This is a genomic window from Acidocella sp., from assembly GCF_027352905.1.
Lineage (GTDB): Bacteria > Pseudomonadota > Alphaproteobacteria > Acetobacterales > Acetobacteraceae > Acidocella.
Genome location: NZ_DAIEIF010000029.1, coordinates 147,863 through 164,967, shown reverse-complemented (window position 1 = coordinate 164,967; position 17,105 = coordinate 147,863). Strand labels below are relative to the sequence as shown.

The 17,105-nt window shown below is 64.7% G+C and carries 18 protein-coding genes and 1 tRNA gene; 11 read left to right on the top strand and 8 right to left on the bottom strand.

Translation table 11 applies throughout. The features are described 5' to 3' along the window. Positions 1-10: 10 nt before the first annotated feature. The gene (locus M7H45_RS05075; RefSeq protein WP_298215163.1) at positions 11-919 is read right to left on the bottom strand and encodes an SDR family oxidoreductase; all 909 of its coding nucleotides are present in this window, start codon (positions 917-919) and stop codon (positions 11-13) included. Positions 920-1,094: 175 nt separating this feature from the next. Here M7H45_RS05075 and M7H45_RS05070 point away from each other — a divergent pair, with 175 nt between their 5' ends. Continuing rightward, entirely contained in the window at positions 1,095-1,991 is an 897-nt protein-coding gene (locus tag M7H45_RS05070) for a DnaJ C-terminal domain-containing protein (RefSeq protein WP_298215162.1), read from the top strand. Continuing rightward, positions 1,988-2,302, top strand: a complete 315-nt coding sequence (locus M7H45_RS05065; protein ID WP_298215161.1) for a chaperone modulator CbpM — start codon at positions 1,988-1,990, stop codon at positions 2,300-2,302. Before M7H45_RS05070 ends, M7H45_RS05065 begins: the two co-directional genes overlap by 4 nt. 1 nt (position 2,303) lies before the next feature. Here M7H45_RS05065 and M7H45_RS05060 read toward each other — a convergent pair whose 3' ends face one another. After that, complete coding sequence (locus M7H45_RS05060) at positions 2,304-2,984, bottom strand: ATP-binding protein (RefSeq protein WP_298215160.1); 681 nt, start codon at positions 2,982-2,984, stop codon at positions 2,304-2,306. A gap of 128 nt (positions 2,985-3,112) precedes the next feature. On the opposite strand from M7H45_RS05060, the gene M7H45_RS05055 reads away from it, so the two are divergent. Further along, positions 3,113-3,484, top strand: a complete 372-nt coding sequence (locus M7H45_RS05055; RefSeq protein ID WP_298215159.1) for a response regulator transcription factor — start codon at positions 3,113-3,115, stop codon at positions 3,482-3,484. Here M7H45_RS05055 and pgi read toward each other — a convergent pair. The 3 genes from pgi to folB all read right to left on the bottom strand — a co-directional run bounded on the left by pgi (position 3,469) and on the right by folB (position 7,567). Next, positions 3,469-5,049 (bottom strand): glucose-6-phosphate isomerase, encoded by a 1,581-nt coding sequence (gene pgi, locus M7H45_RS05050; protein WP_298215158.1) that lies wholly within the window; start codon positions 5,047-5,049, stop codon positions 3,469-3,471. The two genes, M7H45_RS05055 and pgi, sit on opposite strands and share 16 nt — an antisense overlap. 27 nt (positions 5,050-5,076) lie before the next feature. Further along, positions 5,077-6,948: an excinuclease ABC subunit UvrC gene (gene uvrC, locus M7H45_RS05045; RefSeq protein WP_298215157.1), complete on the bottom strand. Its 1,872-nt coding sequence runs from the start codon at positions 6,946-6,948 to the stop codon at positions 5,077-5,079. A gap of 208 nt (positions 6,949-7,156) precedes the next feature. Further along, positions 7,157-7,567: a dihydroneopterin aldolase gene (folB, locus tag M7H45_RS05040; protein WP_298215156.1), complete on the bottom strand. Its 411-nt coding sequence runs from the start codon at positions 7,565-7,567 to the stop codon at positions 7,157-7,159. A 114-nt stretch (positions 7,568-7,681) separates the two neighbouring features. On the opposite strand from folB, the gene M7H45_RS05035 reads away from it, so the two are divergent. The 5 genes from M7H45_RS05035 (at position 7,682) to M7H45_RS05015 (ending at position 11,655) form a co-directional block, all read left to right on the top strand. Continuing rightward, positions 7,682-7,772: transfer RNA gene (locus M7H45_RS05035), tRNA-Ser, on the top strand. 302 nt (positions 7,773-8,074) lie between these two features. After that, positions 8,075-8,776 carry an endonuclease NucS domain-containing protein gene (locus tag M7H45_RS05030; protein ID WP_298215155.1) on the top strand — a complete coding sequence of 234 codons (702 nt, stop codon included), beginning with the start codon at positions 8,075-8,077 and terminating at the stop codon, positions 8,774-8,776. A 13-nt stretch (positions 8,777-8,789) separates the two neighbouring features. Continuing rightward, positions 8,790-9,200: a hypothetical protein gene (locus M7H45_RS05025; RefSeq protein WP_298215154.1), complete on the top strand. Its 411-nt coding sequence runs from the start codon at positions 8,790-8,792 to the stop codon at positions 9,198-9,200. Continuing rightward, positions 9,146-9,580, top strand: coding sequence for a hypothetical protein (locus tag M7H45_RS05020; protein WP_298215153.1), 435 nt, complete (start codon positions 9,146-9,148; stop codon positions 9,578-9,580). The genes M7H45_RS05025 and M7H45_RS05020 overlap by 55 nt, the downstream gene beginning before the upstream one ends. Positions 9,581-10,176: 596 nt before the next feature. Further along, positions 10,177-11,655, top strand: coding sequence for an NADP-dependent isocitrate dehydrogenase (locus M7H45_RS05015; protein ID WP_298215152.1), 1,479 nt, complete (start codon positions 10,177-10,179; stop codon positions 11,653-11,655). A gap of 4 nt (positions 11,656-11,659) precedes the next feature. On the opposite strand, the gene M7H45_RS05010 is transcribed toward M7H45_RS05015, so the two are convergent. Continuing rightward, on the bottom strand, positions 11,660-12,190 hold the full coding sequence (locus M7H45_RS05010; RefSeq protein WP_298215151.1) for a bacterioferritin: 531 nt from the start codon (positions 12,188-12,190) through the stop codon (positions 11,660-11,662). A gap of 128 nt (positions 12,191-12,318) precedes the next feature. Between M7H45_RS05010 and trpB the strand changes: the two genes are divergently transcribed. Next, a complete protein-coding gene (gene trpB / locus M7H45_RS05005; RefSeq protein WP_298215150.1) occupies positions 12,319-13,536 on the top strand; it encodes a tryptophan synthase subunit beta in 1,218 nt (405 codons plus the stop codon). After that, complete coding sequence (gene trpA, locus M7H45_RS05000; RefSeq protein WP_298215149.1) at positions 13,533-14,333, top strand: tryptophan synthase subunit alpha; 801 nt, start codon at positions 13,533-13,535, stop codon at positions 14,331-14,333. Before trpB ends, trpA begins: the two co-directional genes overlap by 4 nt. A 16-nt stretch (positions 14,334-14,349) precedes the next feature. Here the strand turns inward: trpA and M7H45_RS04995 are convergent, their stop codons facing one another. Next, positions 14,350-14,718: a hypothetical protein gene (locus M7H45_RS04995; RefSeq protein ID WP_298215148.1), complete on the bottom strand. Its 369-nt coding sequence runs from the start codon at positions 14,716-14,718 to the stop codon at positions 14,350-14,352. A gap of 43 nt (positions 14,719-14,761) precedes the next feature. After that, on the bottom strand, positions 14,762-15,517 hold the full coding sequence (cysQ, locus tag M7H45_RS04990) for a 3'(2'),5'-bisphosphate nucleotidase CysQ (RefSeq protein ID WP_298215147.1): 756 nt from the start codon (positions 15,515-15,517) through the stop codon (positions 14,762-14,764). Between the two features lie 91 nt (positions 15,518-15,608). On the opposite strand from cysQ, the gene M7H45_RS04985 reads away from it, so the two are divergent. Then, entirely contained in the window at positions 15,609-17,105 is a 1,497-nt protein-coding gene (locus tag M7H45_RS04985; RefSeq protein ID WP_298215146.1) for a leucyl aminopeptidase, read from the top strand.

Below are 17,105 nucleotides of genomic sequence, written 5' to 3'. Positions count from 1 at the left end.
TGTGGCTGGCTCAGGGGATGCCGGTGCCGCCGGAGGCACCGATGATCTGGCCGGTTAGATAGCTCGCCTCCTCCGAGGCCAGGAGAACATAAACCGGCGCCAATTCCGCGGGCTGGCCGGGGCGCCCCATCGGCGTCTGGCCGCCGAATTGCTCCAGCTTCTCCTGGGTCTGTCCGCCCGAAATCTGAAGCGGCGTCCAGAACGGCCCAGGGGCGACGCCGTTCACGCGGATGCCCCGCTCCACCATCTGCTTGGCCAGGGCTTTGACGAAGATCATGATGGCGCCCTTGGTCATGGCGTAGTCCAGCAGATCCGCCGCCGGATTATAGGCATTAACCGAGGTGGTGCAGATGATCGAGGCGCCGGGTTTCATCAGCGGGATCGCCGTCTTGGTGATCCAGAACATCGCATAGAGGTTGGTTTTCATCGTCGCGTCGAAATCCTCGCTCGATATGTCGAGAATGGATTGGCGGACCTGCTGCCTGCCGGCATTGGAGACCAGCACATCGAGCCCGCCCAGTTTATCCGCCGCGTTCCGCACGAGTTGCTGGCAGAACGCCTCGTCGCGGATATCGCCCGGCAGGGCCACGGCGTTGCGCCCCGCCGCGCGAATCAGATCGATCACCTCATCGGCGTCCGCCTGCTCGTTGGGATGATAGGAAATCGCCACATCCGCCCCCTCGCGGGCATAGGCGATGGCGGCGGCGCGGCCAATCCCGGAATCACCGCCGGTGATCAGCGCCCGCCGCCCGGTGAGGCGCGCGCGCCCGACATAGGATTTTTCGCCATGATCGGGCGGCGGCGTCATATCCTTGGCCAGCCCCGGCCAAGGCTGGCGCTGACGGGGAAAAGGCGGCTCCTCGCGCGGCGATTGGACGGAGGTTTGCCGGCCTTGGCTGTCCTTGAGGTCCTGGTTCATGCCTGTCTCCTTCGAGAAATGGAACCGGTATGTCCCCGCTATAAAGGCAAGACCGCCAGGAGATGCCAGTGAGCATCCCGTGTCGTTTTAGTAACCGGTGGGCGCCCCGTTGCTAAATCGACCCTGCGCGCCCAATCTTGGCATGGACGAATGATATCCATAATTTAGGATGAGCATGGCAGACGATCCGTACAAAACTCTGGGCGTGAAAAAGGAGGCGAGCGCGGAGCAGATCCGCTCCGCCTACCGCAAGCTCGCCAAAAAATATCACCCCGAACTCAACCCTGGTAACAAGGAGGCGGAAGAAAAATTCAAGACCATATCCGGCGCTTACGATCTGCTGAGCGACGCCGACAAGCGCGCGCGGTATGATCGCGGCGAGATCGACGCCACCGGCGCGGAGAAGGCGGCCGGCCCGTCCTGGCGGCAATATGCCGAGACCGGCGCGGGCGAGCGTTACGCCTATTCCACCGGCGGCATGGGCGGGGCCGATTTCGAGGACCTTTTCGCCAATATTTTCAATCAGCGCCCGCGCGGGCCGGCAAAGGGGCCTGATCATCACTACAGCCTGGAGGTGAGCTTTCTCGACGCGGTGGGCGGCGCGACGCGGCGGATAACCCTGCCCGATGGCGGCACGCTGGACGTGAAAATCCCGCCCGGCACCGAGGAGGGCGATATTTTAAGGCTGCGCGGCAAGGGCGAGCCGGGTTTCAATGGCGGCCCGGCCGGCGACGCCCTCATCGAGATCCATGTCGCGCCCCACCCGTTCTATCGCCGCATCGGCCGCAACATCCATATGGAAGTGCCGATAACGCTCAAGGAAGCGGTGCTCGGCGGCAAAATCATCATCCCCACCCCGTCGGGCGAGGTGGCGATGACGGTGCGCCCTGGTTCCGAAACGGGCACCGAAATGCGCCTGCGCGGGCGGGGTGTGCCAGCGCATGGCCGGCACGCGGCGGGGGATTTGCATGTCAAGCTGAAAGTGGTGATCGGCCCGGTGGATGACCGGCTGAAAGACTTTCTGGCAAGCTGGGATCAGCCCGGCTTCAATCCGCGGGAGGGGCTGCGATGATCACGTTGGATGCCTTGCCTATCGCCGGGCTGGACGAGGCGGAACTCACCCAATGGATCGAGGCCGCCTGGGTACGGGCGCGGGGCGGTCCCGGCGCGTGGCGGTTCGAGGAGGTGGACGTGGCCCGCATCCGCCTCATTCACACCTTGCGGCATGAGCTGGAGATAGACGAGGCAGCCATGCCGGTGGTGCTATCCCTCCTGGACCAGCTTTACGAGTTGCGGCGCAAGGCGGCCAGGCTGAACGCGGCGCTGGCGGATCTGCCCGCCGCCGCCCGCGCCGCCATGCTGGCGAGGCTGGAAACCGAATAACTCAATCCGCCCCCGGCAGCGGCAGCACGAGGCGAGCCGCGCAGCCCTGGCCGGGGGCGCTTTCCAAATCCAGCCAGCCGCCGGCGCGCTTGGCGATACGCGCCGCGATGCCGAGACCCAACCCGCGCCCGGCACCGTTCGCGTGGGTGGTAAAAAAAAGGTGCCGCGCCCGCGCCAGCATATCGGGCGTCATGCCCGGCCCTGCATCGCGCAGGGTGATAACCACTTCGCGCGCCGCCGTCATCACTTCGAGCGTGCCGCTTCCGGCCGCCTCGCGGGCGTTGCACGCCAGCTCGGCCAGCGCCGCCAGCAATTCATCCGGATCGGCCCGCACGGCCATAGTTTCAGGGGGCGGCGCCGCGAGCCCGATTCCCTGCCCTGCCGGCGAGGCCACGAATTGGCGCAGGAGCGGCGCCAGCTGCAACGCCTGGGGCGGCTGCGCGAGCCGGCCGGAGAGCACCATCAGCCGCTGGGTCAGCTCCGCCGCGCGTTCCGCCGCCTGGCGGGCGCCCTTGGTATAGGCTTCCAGCCCTTGGATGCCCGTCCGGGCGGCGCGACGCTCCAGCAATTCGAGGTTGCCCAGAATCCCCGTGAGCAAATTACTGAAATCATGGGCGAGGTGAGCGGCCAGCCGCTCCAGCTCGTCCTCATCGCCTGCCTTCATCCGTGCCGTTTGCCTCATGGTGTCCTGGAAGAAATGGGCGCTGATTGAACAAAAGCAATCATGCGGTAAGTTCACTTGCCCCGCAATCAACCGCATAGTCACATCGGGCAAATGAGAGCCATGAAGAGCCAAGGGAGTCGGTTTCAATGCGCATTTTGCTGATCGAGGATGACGAGACGGTGGCCGGGGTGGTCACGGCGGGAATGACGGAAGCCCGGCATGAGGTGATCCATGCCCTGGATGGAGAGAACGGCCTCGCCCGGGCGCTGAACGGGCGCTTCGATGTGATGATCTTCGACCGCCAATTGCCGGGAGGGGTGGATGGCGCGACGCTGCTGCGCCAATTGCGCGAGCAGCGGGTGACCACTCCTGTTCTTTTTCTCTCGGCCCTCGGCGATCTGTCGGACTGGATGGCGGGGCTCGATTCCGGCGGGGATGACTACATCGTCAAGCCCTTCGTGTTTTCGGAACTGCTGAGCCGGGTTGAGGCGCTGCATCAGCGTCAAGCCGCCGAGTGAGCCAGGCCGGCAAGGTAGGCGAGCAGCCCGGCGGTGGAACCGTCTAGGGCCGGGCCGGACTGGCCGTTCAGGGCGGGCAAGAGCCTGGTGGCGAGTTCCTTGCCCAGCTCCACCCCCCATTGGTCGAAAGCATTGATATCCCATAGCGCCGCCTCGGTGAAGATGCGGTGTTCGTAGAGCGCGGTCAGCTTGCCTAAAGTGGCGGGGTCCAAGACCTCATAGGCGATGGTGAGAGAGGGGCGGTTGCCGGGAAAGACCCGGTGCGGATTGCCGCCGGCTTGCGCAAGGTCCCGCCCCTGCAGCAGCGCCTGGGCCTGGGCGAGGCAGTTGGCGACGAGCAGCTTGTGATGCGCCTCCATCTCCGCCTCATGCCCCCGCGCGGCGATGAAGAATTCGCAGGGAATCACATCCGTACCCTGGTGGAGAAGCTGGTAGAAAGCATGCTGGCCGTTGGTGCCCGGCTCGCCGAATACCAGCGGCCCGGTGGGGCAGGAAACCGGCTGCCCCCCCCGGGTGACGCGCTTGCCGTTGGATTCCATGTCCAGTTGCTGGAGATAGGCGGGAAACCGCGCCAGGCGCTGGTCGTAGGGCAGGATGGCGCGGGCGGGGTAGCCCAGCGCGTCACGATGCCACACTCCCGCCAGGGCCAGCAATACGGGCAGGTTGCGCTCCAGCGGCGCGGCGCGGAAATGCTCATCCATCGCCCATCCCCCCGCGAGGAACGCCCGGAACGATGCGGCGCCGATGGCGATGGCCACCGGCAGGCCGACGGCGGACCAGACGGAGTAGCGGCCGCCCACCCAGTCCCAGAACCCGAAAATACGCTCCGGGGCGATCCCGAAGGCGGCGCATTTTTCCAGCGCGGTGGAAACGGCGCAGAAATGCGCCCCCACCGCCCCCTCCCCCAGCGCCGCCGCCAGCCAGCGCCGCGCTGAGCCGGCATTGGTCATCGTCTCGACCGTGGTGAAGGTCTTGGAGGCGATGATGAACAAGGTCCGCGCCGGGTCGAGGCCGCGCAGCGTATCGGCCAGATGCGCCCCATCCACATTGGAGACGAAGTGCAGGCACGGCCCGTCATGATAGGGCGCCAGAGCGGCGGTGACCATGGCGGGGCCGAGATCCGAGCCGCCAATGCCGATATTGACGACATCGCTGAAGGGGCGGCCATCTGTGGCGGCTGTCCGCCCGGCCCGCACGGCTTCGGCGAAATCGAGAAACCGGCGCAGCGTCTCCTGCACCTCGGGCACGATGTTGCGGCCGTTGACAAGGATGCGGGCCTCCGCCGGGGCGCGCAAGGCGGTGTGGAGCGCCGCCCGGTTCTCGGTGATGTTGATCGGCTCGCCGGCGAACATCGCATCCCGCCGCGCCTCCACCCCGGCGGCGCGCGCCAAAGCGAGCAGCGCGGCCAGGCTCTGCCCGGTTAGCGAGGTCTTGGAAAAATCGAGCAGAATCCCCGCCGCCTGGGCGGAAAAGCGGGCGAAGCGCTGCGGGTCGGCGGCGAAAAGCGTTCGCATATCCGGCGCGTCCGAGGCCAATGTCTTCAGCTTCGCCCAATCATCCGTCATATGATCTCCGCTTGGTTCACGCTCAGTTCAATCTTCCATCCGCACGCCCGGATGGAAATATCCATACACCGCCCGCGCCGTCGCGCGGTTGATGCCATCCACCGCCTCCAGATCCTTCAGCCCGGCCGCCCTCACGCCTCTGGCCGAGCCGAAATGCAGCAGCAACGCTTTTTTACGCGCCGCGCCGATGCCCGGCACCTCGTCCAGCTCTGAAACCGTGAGTTTGCGGCTGCGGGCGGCACGGTGGGTAGTGATGGCGAAACGGTGCGCCTCATCGCGCAGACGCTGGAGAAAGTATAGCACCGGATCACGCGGGGGCAGCTGAAACGGCGCGCGGTTTTCCAGGTAAAACCATTCCCGCCCGGCGTCACGGTCCGGCCCCTTGGCAATGGCGGCGAGCGGAATGTCAGCGAGGCCGAGATCCGCCATCACCGCCCGTGCCGCGGCAAGCTGGCCGGCGCCGCCATCGACCAGCACCAGATCCGGCCAATTACCTCCCGTGCGGTCCGGGTCCTCCTCCAGCGCGCGGGCGAAGCGGCGGCTCAAAACCTCGCGCATCATCGCGAAATCATCGCCAGGGGTGAGGACGCTTTTAATCGCGAATTTCCGGTAGGCGGAGCGCATCGGCCCTTCCGGTCCGGCCACGACCATCACGCCATACGCATTGCTGCCCATGATGTGGGAGTTGTCATAAACCTCGATCCGGCGCGGCGGCTCCGCTAGACCGAATAATTCACCCACCGCCGCCAGCAGCCGCGCCTGCCCGGCACTCTCGGCCAGCTTGCGCTCCAGCGCCTCGCGCGCATTGGTGGCGGCGTGGCGCACCACCTCGTATTTTTCTCCGCGCTGCGGCACGAGCAGGTGCACCCGCCGCTCCGCCTTCAGGCTGAGCGCCTCTTCCAGCAAGGCGCGGTCGGCGGGGGCATGGCTGAGAAGGATACGGGGGGGGGGAGGCTTGTCATCATAGAACTGGGCGGCGAAGGCGGCCAGCACCTCCGCCGGACCGTCCTCCCGCGCATTGGCGGGAAAAAAGCTGCGATTGCCGTTGTTACGTCCGCCCCGGATGAAAAACACCTGCACACAGGCGAGCCCGGCCTGCTGATAGAGGGCGATCACGTCCGCATCGCCCAGACTGGCCGGGTTGACCACCTCATTGCTTTGAATATGGGCCAAGCCCCGGATACGGTCACGCAGCGCCGCCGCGCGCTCGAATTCCAGGTTTTCCGCTGCTTGTTGCATCGCGGCGGCGAGCTGCTTCTGCACCGAGTCGGTTTTTCCTTCCAGGAAATCCTGGGCCTGCGCGACCAGCGCCCGATAATCTTCCCGGCTCACCCGCCCCACGCAGGGAGCGGAACATCGTTTGATCTGGTAGAGCAGGCAGGGGCGCGTGCGGTTGGCGAACACCGTATCGGCGCAGGTACGCAGGAGAAACACCCGTTGCAATGCCTGCACCGTCTGGTTCACGGCCCAGACGGAGGCGAACGGCCCCCAATACAGGCTCGTCTTGTCCCGCGCCCCCCGATGCTTGGCAATGCGGGGGAAGTCCTGCCCCGCCGTCAGCATCAGCCATGGGTAGGATTTATCGTCCCGTAGCAAGATATTGTAACGCGGTTTCAGGCGCTTGATGAGGTTGGCCTCAAGCAGCAGGGCCTCGGCCTCGGTATGGGTGGTGACGATCTCCATCGCCACCGTATCCGCGACCATGCGCCGCAGCCGCTCGGGCAGGCGGCTCAACTGGGTATAGGCCGCGACACGTTTTTTCAAGTTACGCGCCTTGCCCACATAAAGCGCGTCCCCCTTCTCATCCAGCATTCTATACACACCCGGATTGCCCGGCATGGTTTCGAGAGCGGCTTCGATCACCGTGACCCCCGCGGTTATCTTAGCCAAACCGGCCATCCTTCCCTGTGGATAACCTTGGGGATATTTTGTGAACGGCGTCCTTGATCCTCGCCGCAGGGCTCCTTGAATGAGGGGAGCGCGAGTCGACATTATTATCAGTTAAGCTTTTGAATTTTCTTAAATTTAACAAAACGTCATCATTTCGTCATTAGTTTCAGAGTGTCCGGAAAGCCTTTGATCCGCCATGGTTTCGCCGGTGGAAAACTTAGATATTCCGCCGCTCGATTTCCACACCCACACTGGCCGCATCGGCAAATACGTCGAGCTTTTCCACGGTCACCCGGACCACGCGCACCCGTTGATCCTCAAGGCAAGCCTCCGCGACCCGCTCGGCGAAGGTCTCAACAAGCTGGATATGCCTTCCCGTGGCGATACGCCGTACCGCCTCCACCAGCAAGCCATAGTCCACGACGCGCCGGAGGTCGTCGGCCCCAACTGCCGGCCGGGACAAATTGGCGGCGCCATCATCCTCCACCGCGAGATCGACATTCACCCTTATCCGCTGGCTGCGGCCATGCTCCTGCGCATACACGCCGATCCGCGCGGCAAGCACGAGGTCGCGGATGAACATGCGCCGGGTAGCGCGGACGACATTGGCCAGACTTGTATGCTCCATGCTAGGGTTTTGCGCCGGGCAGGGCGGCTTGGCAATAAAAACGGCGCCCGCGACCGCCGCCGCCCGCACTTGGCAGCGCGCCCGGCTTTGGGTAATGAGAGCCGCAGCTCCGGAGGAGAGATGGCCGAGCGGCTTAAGGCGCACGCTTGGAAAGCGTGTGTACGTTAATAGCGTACCCAGGGTTCGAATCCCTGTCTCTCCGCCACCACTACCTAAAAACCCCAGGAAACCAAGGTAGACTAGCGTAACGATCGAGGTTTTCAGCCATTTTTTCTATTTTTTATCCTGGCTATTGGCGTTGCGACCTAATATTGGCAGATTAGCCGCCGTCGTGGCAGTCCCTGGCAGCGTCTGCAATACCTCGCCGCTGGGGCTGAAGCCACCCATTACGCTGCAATTGAATCAGTCCCCGTAGCCGCGTAAGAACTTAAACCATACGACCCGTGGGAAATTGTGGCCGTTTTCACTATGTAGGGGCTTATTTCATTCGATTTAGTCGGAGGAAAGATGATCCAAAGACATATCGTCGTGTTGCCGCAGGACAATGGTGGTTTCGAGGTTCAACCCTTGAAGGAATATCTGCGACAAAACCCCGATGTTTTGCCTGACTTCGATCCCAGCAGCAGCACGTCCCATCAACTACGCGCCGCTCTCAAGCGCAAGGGCTGGACGATGCAGGAAACGCCATCCGAAATCCGGCTCATCAAGCCGGGGGCTGCGTCCGATCTTGCTAAAGTCGAGGAAGTTTTCGGCGTCGGCGAAGAAGATGATTTCGAGTCGGCCGAAACCTCCGAAGCAGCGTTCACGCTGGAATCCCAGTTGCGAGACTTTCTGGCTGCCAATCTGGAAAAGGTCAAAGTGCCGGAAAAGCGGTTGCGACTCTACGTCGATCCGACCGGACGCGACGGCATCGAATTTCCGACAGCCGTTGGGCCGATTGATATTCTGGCACTTGATCAGAATGGAGATTTTGTCGTCTTTGAATTGAAGCGGGCGAACAGCCCTGACCGCGCCGTGGGCCAGTTGGCCCGCTACATGGGCTGGGTGCAGCAAACGATTGGCCGAGAGCGCATGGTATCTGGCGTCATCGTCGCCAAGACCATCAGTCAAAATCTCCGCTACGCGGTGTCGGTCGTACCGAATGTCTCCCTGTTTGAATATCAGGTCGAATTTCATTTGCGAGCGGCGCATGAGATCGCCACCGCTTGATGGCCGGAAGACCGTGAACGCCCTCGATTACATTGAACCCTTGATAGCGGATATTGAACAGCAGGTATTCCCGGCGCTGCGTGCCGATCCGCGCTTCCAGAACGCCGAAAAGCTTACTGCGCGGTTTTCGGCGGCTGTCACACGCTGGCGCGCGGGCGGCCAGGTGCGCCCGATTGTCGAGGATGCCAATGAACTGGCTGCGGCGGCGGCGCTGTTGCGCCTCGATTCAAGCGAGGCCGCAATCCGGTACGAGCCGCCCTTGAAGAATACCGACAAGTCAATCGACTTCGGGCTGGAATGGCCGGACGGGACGCGCTCCTGGATCGACGTAAAAACCGTTGCCCCGAAATGGATGGACGATGACGCCTCATGGCGGCGGTCCAAAGCCTGGCGACGGACTTCCCCGACAATGCCCGCCTGGTAGTAAGTCGCGCCGGGGCGGGCGCGGCGATTTCCGGCCAGGAGATCAAGGCGCGCTGGACCTTCATCCAACGGACGGTCGAGGTCGAACACAAGGTCGCGCTGCTAGACGCGAGCGAGCGCGGCCCGGTCCGGCTACTGCTCTGCTCCAACGGCGCGTTCCACAAGGATAGTTTGGAGGACTTCGCGGATTTCTACAAACGCGGTTGTTTCCGCGAGGATGATTGGTCCCGCAACGCCGTGACGCGCTACATGGCGGATGAAGGTATCACCTTCTCGGGCTCCCTCGCCGGCTTCTGCTTTCTCAAACGGCCATGGGACGCGGCATTCGCCAGTGAACTGTCGCTGGATGTGCGAGGACCTATGTTCGGTGCTAGAAATTAATGTGCGGCCGAATCGGATGTTTCGCCAAACCGCTCCATCTGCGCCCCACTCACGTTATTGGGGGAACCCAAACGCCAAAAGCGATCCCGCAGGTCTTGAAAATACGCCTGCCCTTGACGCCAAAACATCTTCGCCTCCGCCCCCTGCCGGAAACCTATGAAGCACACTTCACGCCGCCCCGGAATCCCCAATAACGATTCCAGTCAAACCCGCGAACCGCTCTAGGGGCGGACAGATAGCCACCTCTTGCTCCTAAGACTTGATCGGGGCGGGCACCCAGATGACGATCTCCGCCGTGCGCAGGGTTGGCGTGTAATATTGCTTCAGAGCTTGCAGGAACGTCTTGGAGAAGCGCGACGGACGCTTGGAGGTGACATGTCGACGTCACCGATTTCCACAGCGCCGAGACGACGGGTGCGTACCAGCTCCGTCAGCTCCTGCGGTCCGATCCGGCCCAGCTTCATCTGATTGGTTTTGCCTGCGCCTCGGTGCTCGGCAGGCTAACGGCCGGCGCGATGGCGGTTTGACGACCCGGCCTATAGGCCGGGCGGCGGCGGCAGGCTATAAGGCGGCCATCCAGACCCACGGAGCCCCTCATGACCGCTGATGCCACGCAGACCGCCAAAACCAAAGTCACGGCTTTGCCGGGGGACGGCATCGGCCCCGAGGTCATGCAGGCAACGATGCGGATTCTCGAGGCGGCGGGCGCGCCGGTGGAATGGGAATTCGCCGAGGCCGGGGCGCGCGCCTTCGAGCGCGGGGTGGTGACCGGCGTGCCGCGCGAGACGCTGGATAGCATCGCCGCCAATAAGCTGGCGCTCAAATCACCCCTGGAAACCCCCATCGGCTATGGCGGCAAATCCGCCAACGTGACGATGCGCAAATATTTCGAGCTTTATGCGAATATCCGGCCCGTGCGGGAACTGCCTGGCATCCAGACCCCCTTTTCCGGCCGGGGCATCGACATGGTGATCGTCCGCGAGAATGTCGAGGACGTTTATGCCGGCATCGAGCACATGCAGACCACCACCGTCGCCCAATGCCTGAAGCTGATGACCGCGCCGGGCTGCGAGCGCATCATCCGCGCCGCCTATGGCGTGGCCCTGGCCGAGGACCGGCAGAGCGTGACGGTGGCCCACAAGGCCAATATCATGAAGCTCACCGAGGGCATGATGAAGCGCATGGGTGAGAAGGTCGCCCGCGAATATCCCGGCATCAAGGCCGGCCAAGTCATCATCGATAATTGCGCCCATCAGCTCGTCATCCGCCCGGAGGCCTATGACGTTATCGTCACCTCCAACATGAACGGCGACATCATCTCCGACCTCGCGGCGGGGCTCGTGGGCGGGCTGGGCATCGCGCCTTCCTCCAATCTTGGCGATCAGGTGGCGATTTTCGAGGCGGTGCACGGCTCCGCCCCGGATATCGCGGGCAAGGATCTCGCCAACCCCACCGCCCTGCTCTCCGCCGCCATCATGCTGCTGCGCCATATCGGCGCGTTCGGGGTGGCGGAAACGGTGGAGCAGGCGCTCTATGTCACGCTGGCGGAGGGGCGCAACCTCACCGGCGACCTCGCCCCGCGCGGCCATGGCGTCGGCACCGCCGCCTTCACGGACCAGATCATCGCCAATCTCGGCCGCGTCTCGGCGATGAAGTCGCGCGTGTATAAAAAACTGGAGCTCGCCGCCTGGCCGAAGCTGACCGCCCATATGGAGCCCACCACGCGGGAGCTGGTCGGTATCGACGTGTTCCTGGAGACCGATCTCGACGCCGAGGCGCTGGGCAAGACGCTCACCGCCATCGCCGAGTACAGCCCGTTCAACCTCACGGGCATCTCCAACCGGGGTGTGACCGTCTATCCGCCCACGGGCGGGCAGACCTTCCTGGTTGATCATTTCGCCGCCCGTTTCATGCTCAAGCACCCCATTTCGCTGGCGGGCAGCAGCAGCGAGGGCCAGCCGGAGATCTCCTATCTCGTGCAGCGCATCGGCGCGAAATTCACCTGGATGCATATCGAGAAGCTGCAACGCTTCGACGGCAAGGACGCCTTCGAGCGGCCCCAGGGCGAGGGCTGAGGCTTTAGAGCAGCTGCGTCGTCAGCAGATCTTCCAGATCGCTGGTATGGGTTTCCTCATCCGCGAGGATGTCATCGAGCAAGGCCCGGGTGCCGGCATCGCCGCGTCCGGCGAAATGGCTGGATAAGTCCCGGTAGAGTTCGATCACGCATTGCTCGGCGGCGAGATTTTCCGCGAACAGGCGCGGCAGGCAGCCCCGGGCGGCCTCCGGGGCTTGACGGCGCAAGGAGAGGGCGGAGGCAAAATAATCGGGTTTACCGCCGAGTTGCGTGATCCGCTCCGCCAGCCGCGTCATGTGCTGGCGTTCATCCGCCGCCTGGGCGGCGCATTCGGTCGCCACCCATTCATTCTCCAGCCCATCGGCTGATACGCTGATGAGGCTGTAACGCAACACGCAAGCGATCTCGGCCGCCATGGCGGTTTGCAGCAAGGCGGCCGGCGCGGCTCCGGCGGCAATCAACGCTTGGGCCGAGGCGCGCAAAGCCTGCACATCCGCGAGAAACTGATTGTCACCGACCGCGCCTTGTTCGAACATGCCGCCCTCCGTTAAATGCGAATCGTTCTCAATAACCCGCGTCTTTCGTAGCGCGCCCGCGCCGGCGGATCAAGGGAAATGGTGCTCTCCAGCTTTATCCTGGCGCGGCGCTGGGGTACAAGCGGGTGATGAACGAGTTCTCTCCCAACAGCCTGCGCGCCTGGCCCGACGCGCGGGGCCGCTTCGGCGAATATGGCGGCCGCTTCGTCGCCGAGACGCTGATGCCGTTAATCCTCGAACTGGAAGCCGCCTACCGTGCCGCGCGGGCCGACCCCGGTTTTCAGGCAGAGCTCGATTATTATCTGGAACATTATGTCGGGCGGCCCAGCCCGCTCTGGCGGGCGGAGCGCCTCGGCGCGGATCTGGGCGGCGCGAAGATTTATTTCAAACGCGAGGATCTCAACCACACCGGCGCGCATAAGATCAATAATTGCATCGGCCAGATTCTCCTGGCCCGGCGCATGGGCAAGACCCGCATCATCGCCGAGACCGGCGCGGGCCAGCACGGCGTGGCCACCGCCACGGTTTGCGCTCTCTTCGGCCTGCCCTGCACCGTGTATATGGGCGCCACCGATGTCGAGCGGCAAAAACCGAACGTCTTCCGCATGAAGCTGCTGGGGGCGGAGGTGGTGCCGGTTTCCTCCGGCGCGGCGACTCTGAAAGACGCGATGAACGACGCCCTGCGCGATTGGGTGGCGAATGTGCGGGATACATTTTACATCATCGGCACCGCCGCCGGGCCGCACCCCTATCCCGAGCTGGTGCGGGACTTCCAATGCGTGATCGGCAACGAGGCTCGCGGCCAGCTCATGGCGGCGGAGGGCCGCTTGCCGGATGTCGCCATCGCCGCGGTCGGCGGCGGCTCCAACGCCATCGGCCTGTTTCATCCGTTCCTCGACGAGCCCTCGGTGCGGCTCATCGGCGTGGAGGCGGCGGGAAAGGGGCTGGACACGCAAGAGCACGCCGCCAGCCTCAACCGTGGCCGGCCCGGCGTGCTGCACGGCAACCGCACCTACCTGCTCCAGGACGCGGATGGCCAGATCCTCGAAGCGCATTCCATCTCCGCCGGGCTGGACTATCCCGGCATCGGCCCTGAGCATAGCTGGCTGCATGATATCGAGCGCGTCGAATATGTCGGCGTCACGGATGCGGAGGCGCTGGCCGCGTTCCAGCTTTGCTCCCGGCTGGAGGGGATCATCCCGGCGCTGGAATCGGCCCACGCCATCGCCCATGTGCTGAAGATCGCCCCGCGCATGAGCGCGGATGAGATCATTCTCCTCAATCTTTCCGGGCGGGGGGACAAGGACATCTTCTCCGTCGCCAAGCATCTGGGGTCCGAGCTGTGAGCCGGATCGCCGGCGTCTTCGCCGCCCTGCGCCAGCAGGGCCGGGGCGCGCTGATTCCCTTCGTCGAGGCTTATGATCCGGACCGCGCCACCTCGCTCGCCTTGCTGGGCGGCATGGCGGCGGGCGGCGCGGATATCATCGAGATCGGCATGCCCTTCACGGACCCGATGGCCGACGGCCCCACCATCCAGGCCGCCGGGCGACGCGGATTGCTCGCCGGGGCGACGCTGAAGGGGGTGCTGGGGCTGGTGCGGGAGTTCCGCCAGCAGAACGGGCACACGCCCCTGGTGCTGATGGGCTATCTCAACCCCATCCTCTCTTATGGCGTGCCGGAATTTTGCGCGGATGCCGCGGCGGCGGGGGTGGACGGGCTGATCATCGTCGATCTACCCGCCGAGGAGGCCGACCTCATCCTGCCGGATACCGCCGCGCATGGTTTGGATCTGATCCGGTTGGTCGCCCCCACCACCTCCGACGCCCGGCTGCAGCAGGTCCTCGCCGGGTCCTCCGGCTTTGTCTATTACGTCTCGATCACCGGCATCACCGGCACGCGCACCGCCTCCGCCGCGGATCTGGCACGCGACATTCCCCGCATCCGCGCGGTCACCGATTTGCCCATCGCGGTGGGGTTTGGCGTGCGCACGCCCGAACAAGCCGCGACCGTGGTAGCGCATGCGGATGCCGCCATCGTCGCCTCGGCGCTGATCGAAACCCTGGTGCGGGAAGGGGCGGGGGCGGTGCTGCGCGAGGTGCGGGCGCTGGCGGCGGGGGTGAGAGGCGCGCGCGCGGCGGCATAAGCATTTGCGCGGAGCGCTATTTGATATGGCCGTTGCTGATGGGCACGGTGCCGCCACCGCCATGCCAGCCACCGGGCTGGGGTCCGCCGGGAGGTGGTCCTCTAGGGGGCGGGCCGCCGCCATGCCAGCCGCCGGGGGGAGGGCCGTCATGATCATGGTGATCATGGTCGTGGCCATGCCAGCCGCCGCCATCCACGCCAATATAGGTGGCCCCGCCGCCATAATAGGCCGGGCCGCCATAATAGGCCGGGCCGCCATCATAGGCCGGGCCGCCATCATAATATCCGCTAGGCGCGTAATAGCCGGAAGAATAGCCGTAATCGGGACCGTAGACACAGCCGGTCAAGCCGCCCGCGAGCAATGACAGGACCAGTAAGCGTTTCATGTTGACAAGATGGGACGCGTTCAGTGGCGGTAAAACGGCAAAATCAAAGCAATCCCCAGGCGAAAAAATCCGGGTTGATCCAGCCGGGCTTGCCGTAGCGCAGGGGGGCGCGCTCGCTCGTCAGCACCACCCCGCCCGCTGCCTCCAGCACCGCCTGGGGGGCGGCAGTATCCCATTCCATGGTGGGGCCGAGCCGGGGATAGAAATCCCCTTCGCCTTCCGCTAGCCTTAGGAATTTCAACGCCGAGCCGATATTGACGAGGCGCGCCACCTTATGCCGCGCCAGGCAAGCTTTCAGCTCTGGCGCGTCCCGGTAATGGCGGGAGGCGAACACGGTCAGCCCCGTTCCGGGGACGCGCCGGGCGGCGATGCGGCGTTCCGCCTCGCCCTGGCGGCGCCATGCCCCCTGCCCCTTCATGCCGAAATACAGCGCCCCCTGGGCGGGCACGGCCACCGCCCCCAGTACCGGCGCGCCGTCCATGATCAGCCCGATGCACACCGCGAACTCGTCCCGCCCGGCGGCGAACTCGCGCGTGCCATCCAGCGGGTCCACCAGCCAGAAGCGCGGGCCGGGCTGGGTGACCCGCCCCGCCGCCACCTCCTCCTCGGCCACCACCGGAATATCGGGCGTGGCCGCGCGCAAGCCGGATGTGATGAGCGCCTCGGCCTGATGATCCGCCACCGTCACCGGGGAAAGATCGGTTTTTTGGCTCACGGCGAACCCGCCCTCACGGATATCGTTGATGAGCGCGGCGGCCTCGCCCGCCAGCCGCGCCGCGAGGCTGAGCAAATCCTGCATGGCGTGTTCCTAGCCTCGCAGCGCCTCCTGGCCAACAGGCGCGGGAATGGTAAGGTAAACTTGGCCAATGATAAAGCATGGAGACCCGCCGATGATCGAGATCGCGTTCGGAAAATTATCGCTGCCTAAGGACGGCGTGGTGGCGCTGCCGGTGGGCGAGGATCAGGATTTGACCGGCGAGGCGGCGGCGCTGGATGCGAGCCTGGGCGGCGCGCTGACCCAGGCGATGACAGCGGCCGAGTTCAAGGGCAAGGCCGGGCAAAGCCTCAACCTCTACGGCATTGGGCCGTTCCGGCGGGTGTTGCTGGCGGGGGCGGGCAAGCCGGAAACGCTGCGCCAGGCCGAGACACTGGGGGGAACCATCGCCGCCGCTCTCGCCAAGGAGGCGGAGGCGGTGATCATCGCGGGGGGTTACACCTCCGGGCAAGTGGCAGCCATAGCCCTGGGCGCGCGGCTGCGGGCCTACCGCTTCAACAAATATCGCACCGCTGAAAAGCCGGAGGATAAACCCAAACTCAAGAAGCTCAAGCTTCTCGCCTCCTTGCCCAAGGAGGCGGAGAGCGAATGGAAAACCGCCGCCGCCGTGGCCGAGGGCGTGGAATTCACCCGCGGTCTCGTCACCGAACCCGCCAATGTTCTCTACCCGGCGGAGTTTGCCGAGCGGCTGGAAGGATTGAAGAAACTAGGCCTGAAAATTGAGGTGTTCGACCGCAAGGATCTCGAAAAACTCGGCTTCGGCAGCCTGCTCGCCGTGGCGCAAGGCTCGGCGCGCGAGCCGCGCATGGCCGTGCTGCAATGGCTGGGCGCCTCCGGCCAGGAGGATGGCAAGAAGGAGGGCCGCAAGCCCAAGGACCCGCTGGTTTTCGTCGGCAAGGGCGTCACCTTCGATTCGGGCGGAATTTCACTCAAGCCCGCCGCCGGCATGGAGGATATGAAATGGGACATGGCCGGGGCGGGCACCGTCGCCGGGCTGATGGCGGCGCTGGCCGGGCGCAAGGCCCGCATCGACGCGGTCGGCCTCGTTGGCCTCGTCGAGAACATGCCCTCCGGCAGCGCCACCCGCCCTGGCGACGTCGTGAAGAGCTATTCGGGCAAGACGATCGAGATTCTCAACACCGACGCCGAGGGCCGGCTCGTCCTTGCCGATGTGCTCTATTACGCCCAGCAGCGTTTTTCGCCGAAATACATGGTGGATCTAGCCACCCTCACCGGCGCCATCATCGTCGGGCTCGGCCATGAATATGCGGGCCTATTCTCCAACCACGATGAACTCGCCGCCAAGCTGGCCGAGGCGGGCGAGGCGGTGGGCGAAAAACTTTGGCGCATGCCCTTGGCCAAGCCGGGCGAGGCCTATGACAAGGAGCTGGACTCCGCCATCGCCGACGTGAAGAATATCGGCGGCGGCCGCGCCGCCGGCTCCGTCACCGCCGCGCAATTTCTTCAGCGCTTCGTCAATGGGGTGCCCTGGGCGCATCTGGACATCGCCGGCATGGCCTGGGCCGCCAAGGATGGCGAGCTGACGCCGAAGGGCGCCACCGCCTTTGGCGTGCGCCTGCTCGATCTCTTCGCGCGCGGCTTTGAAAGCTGA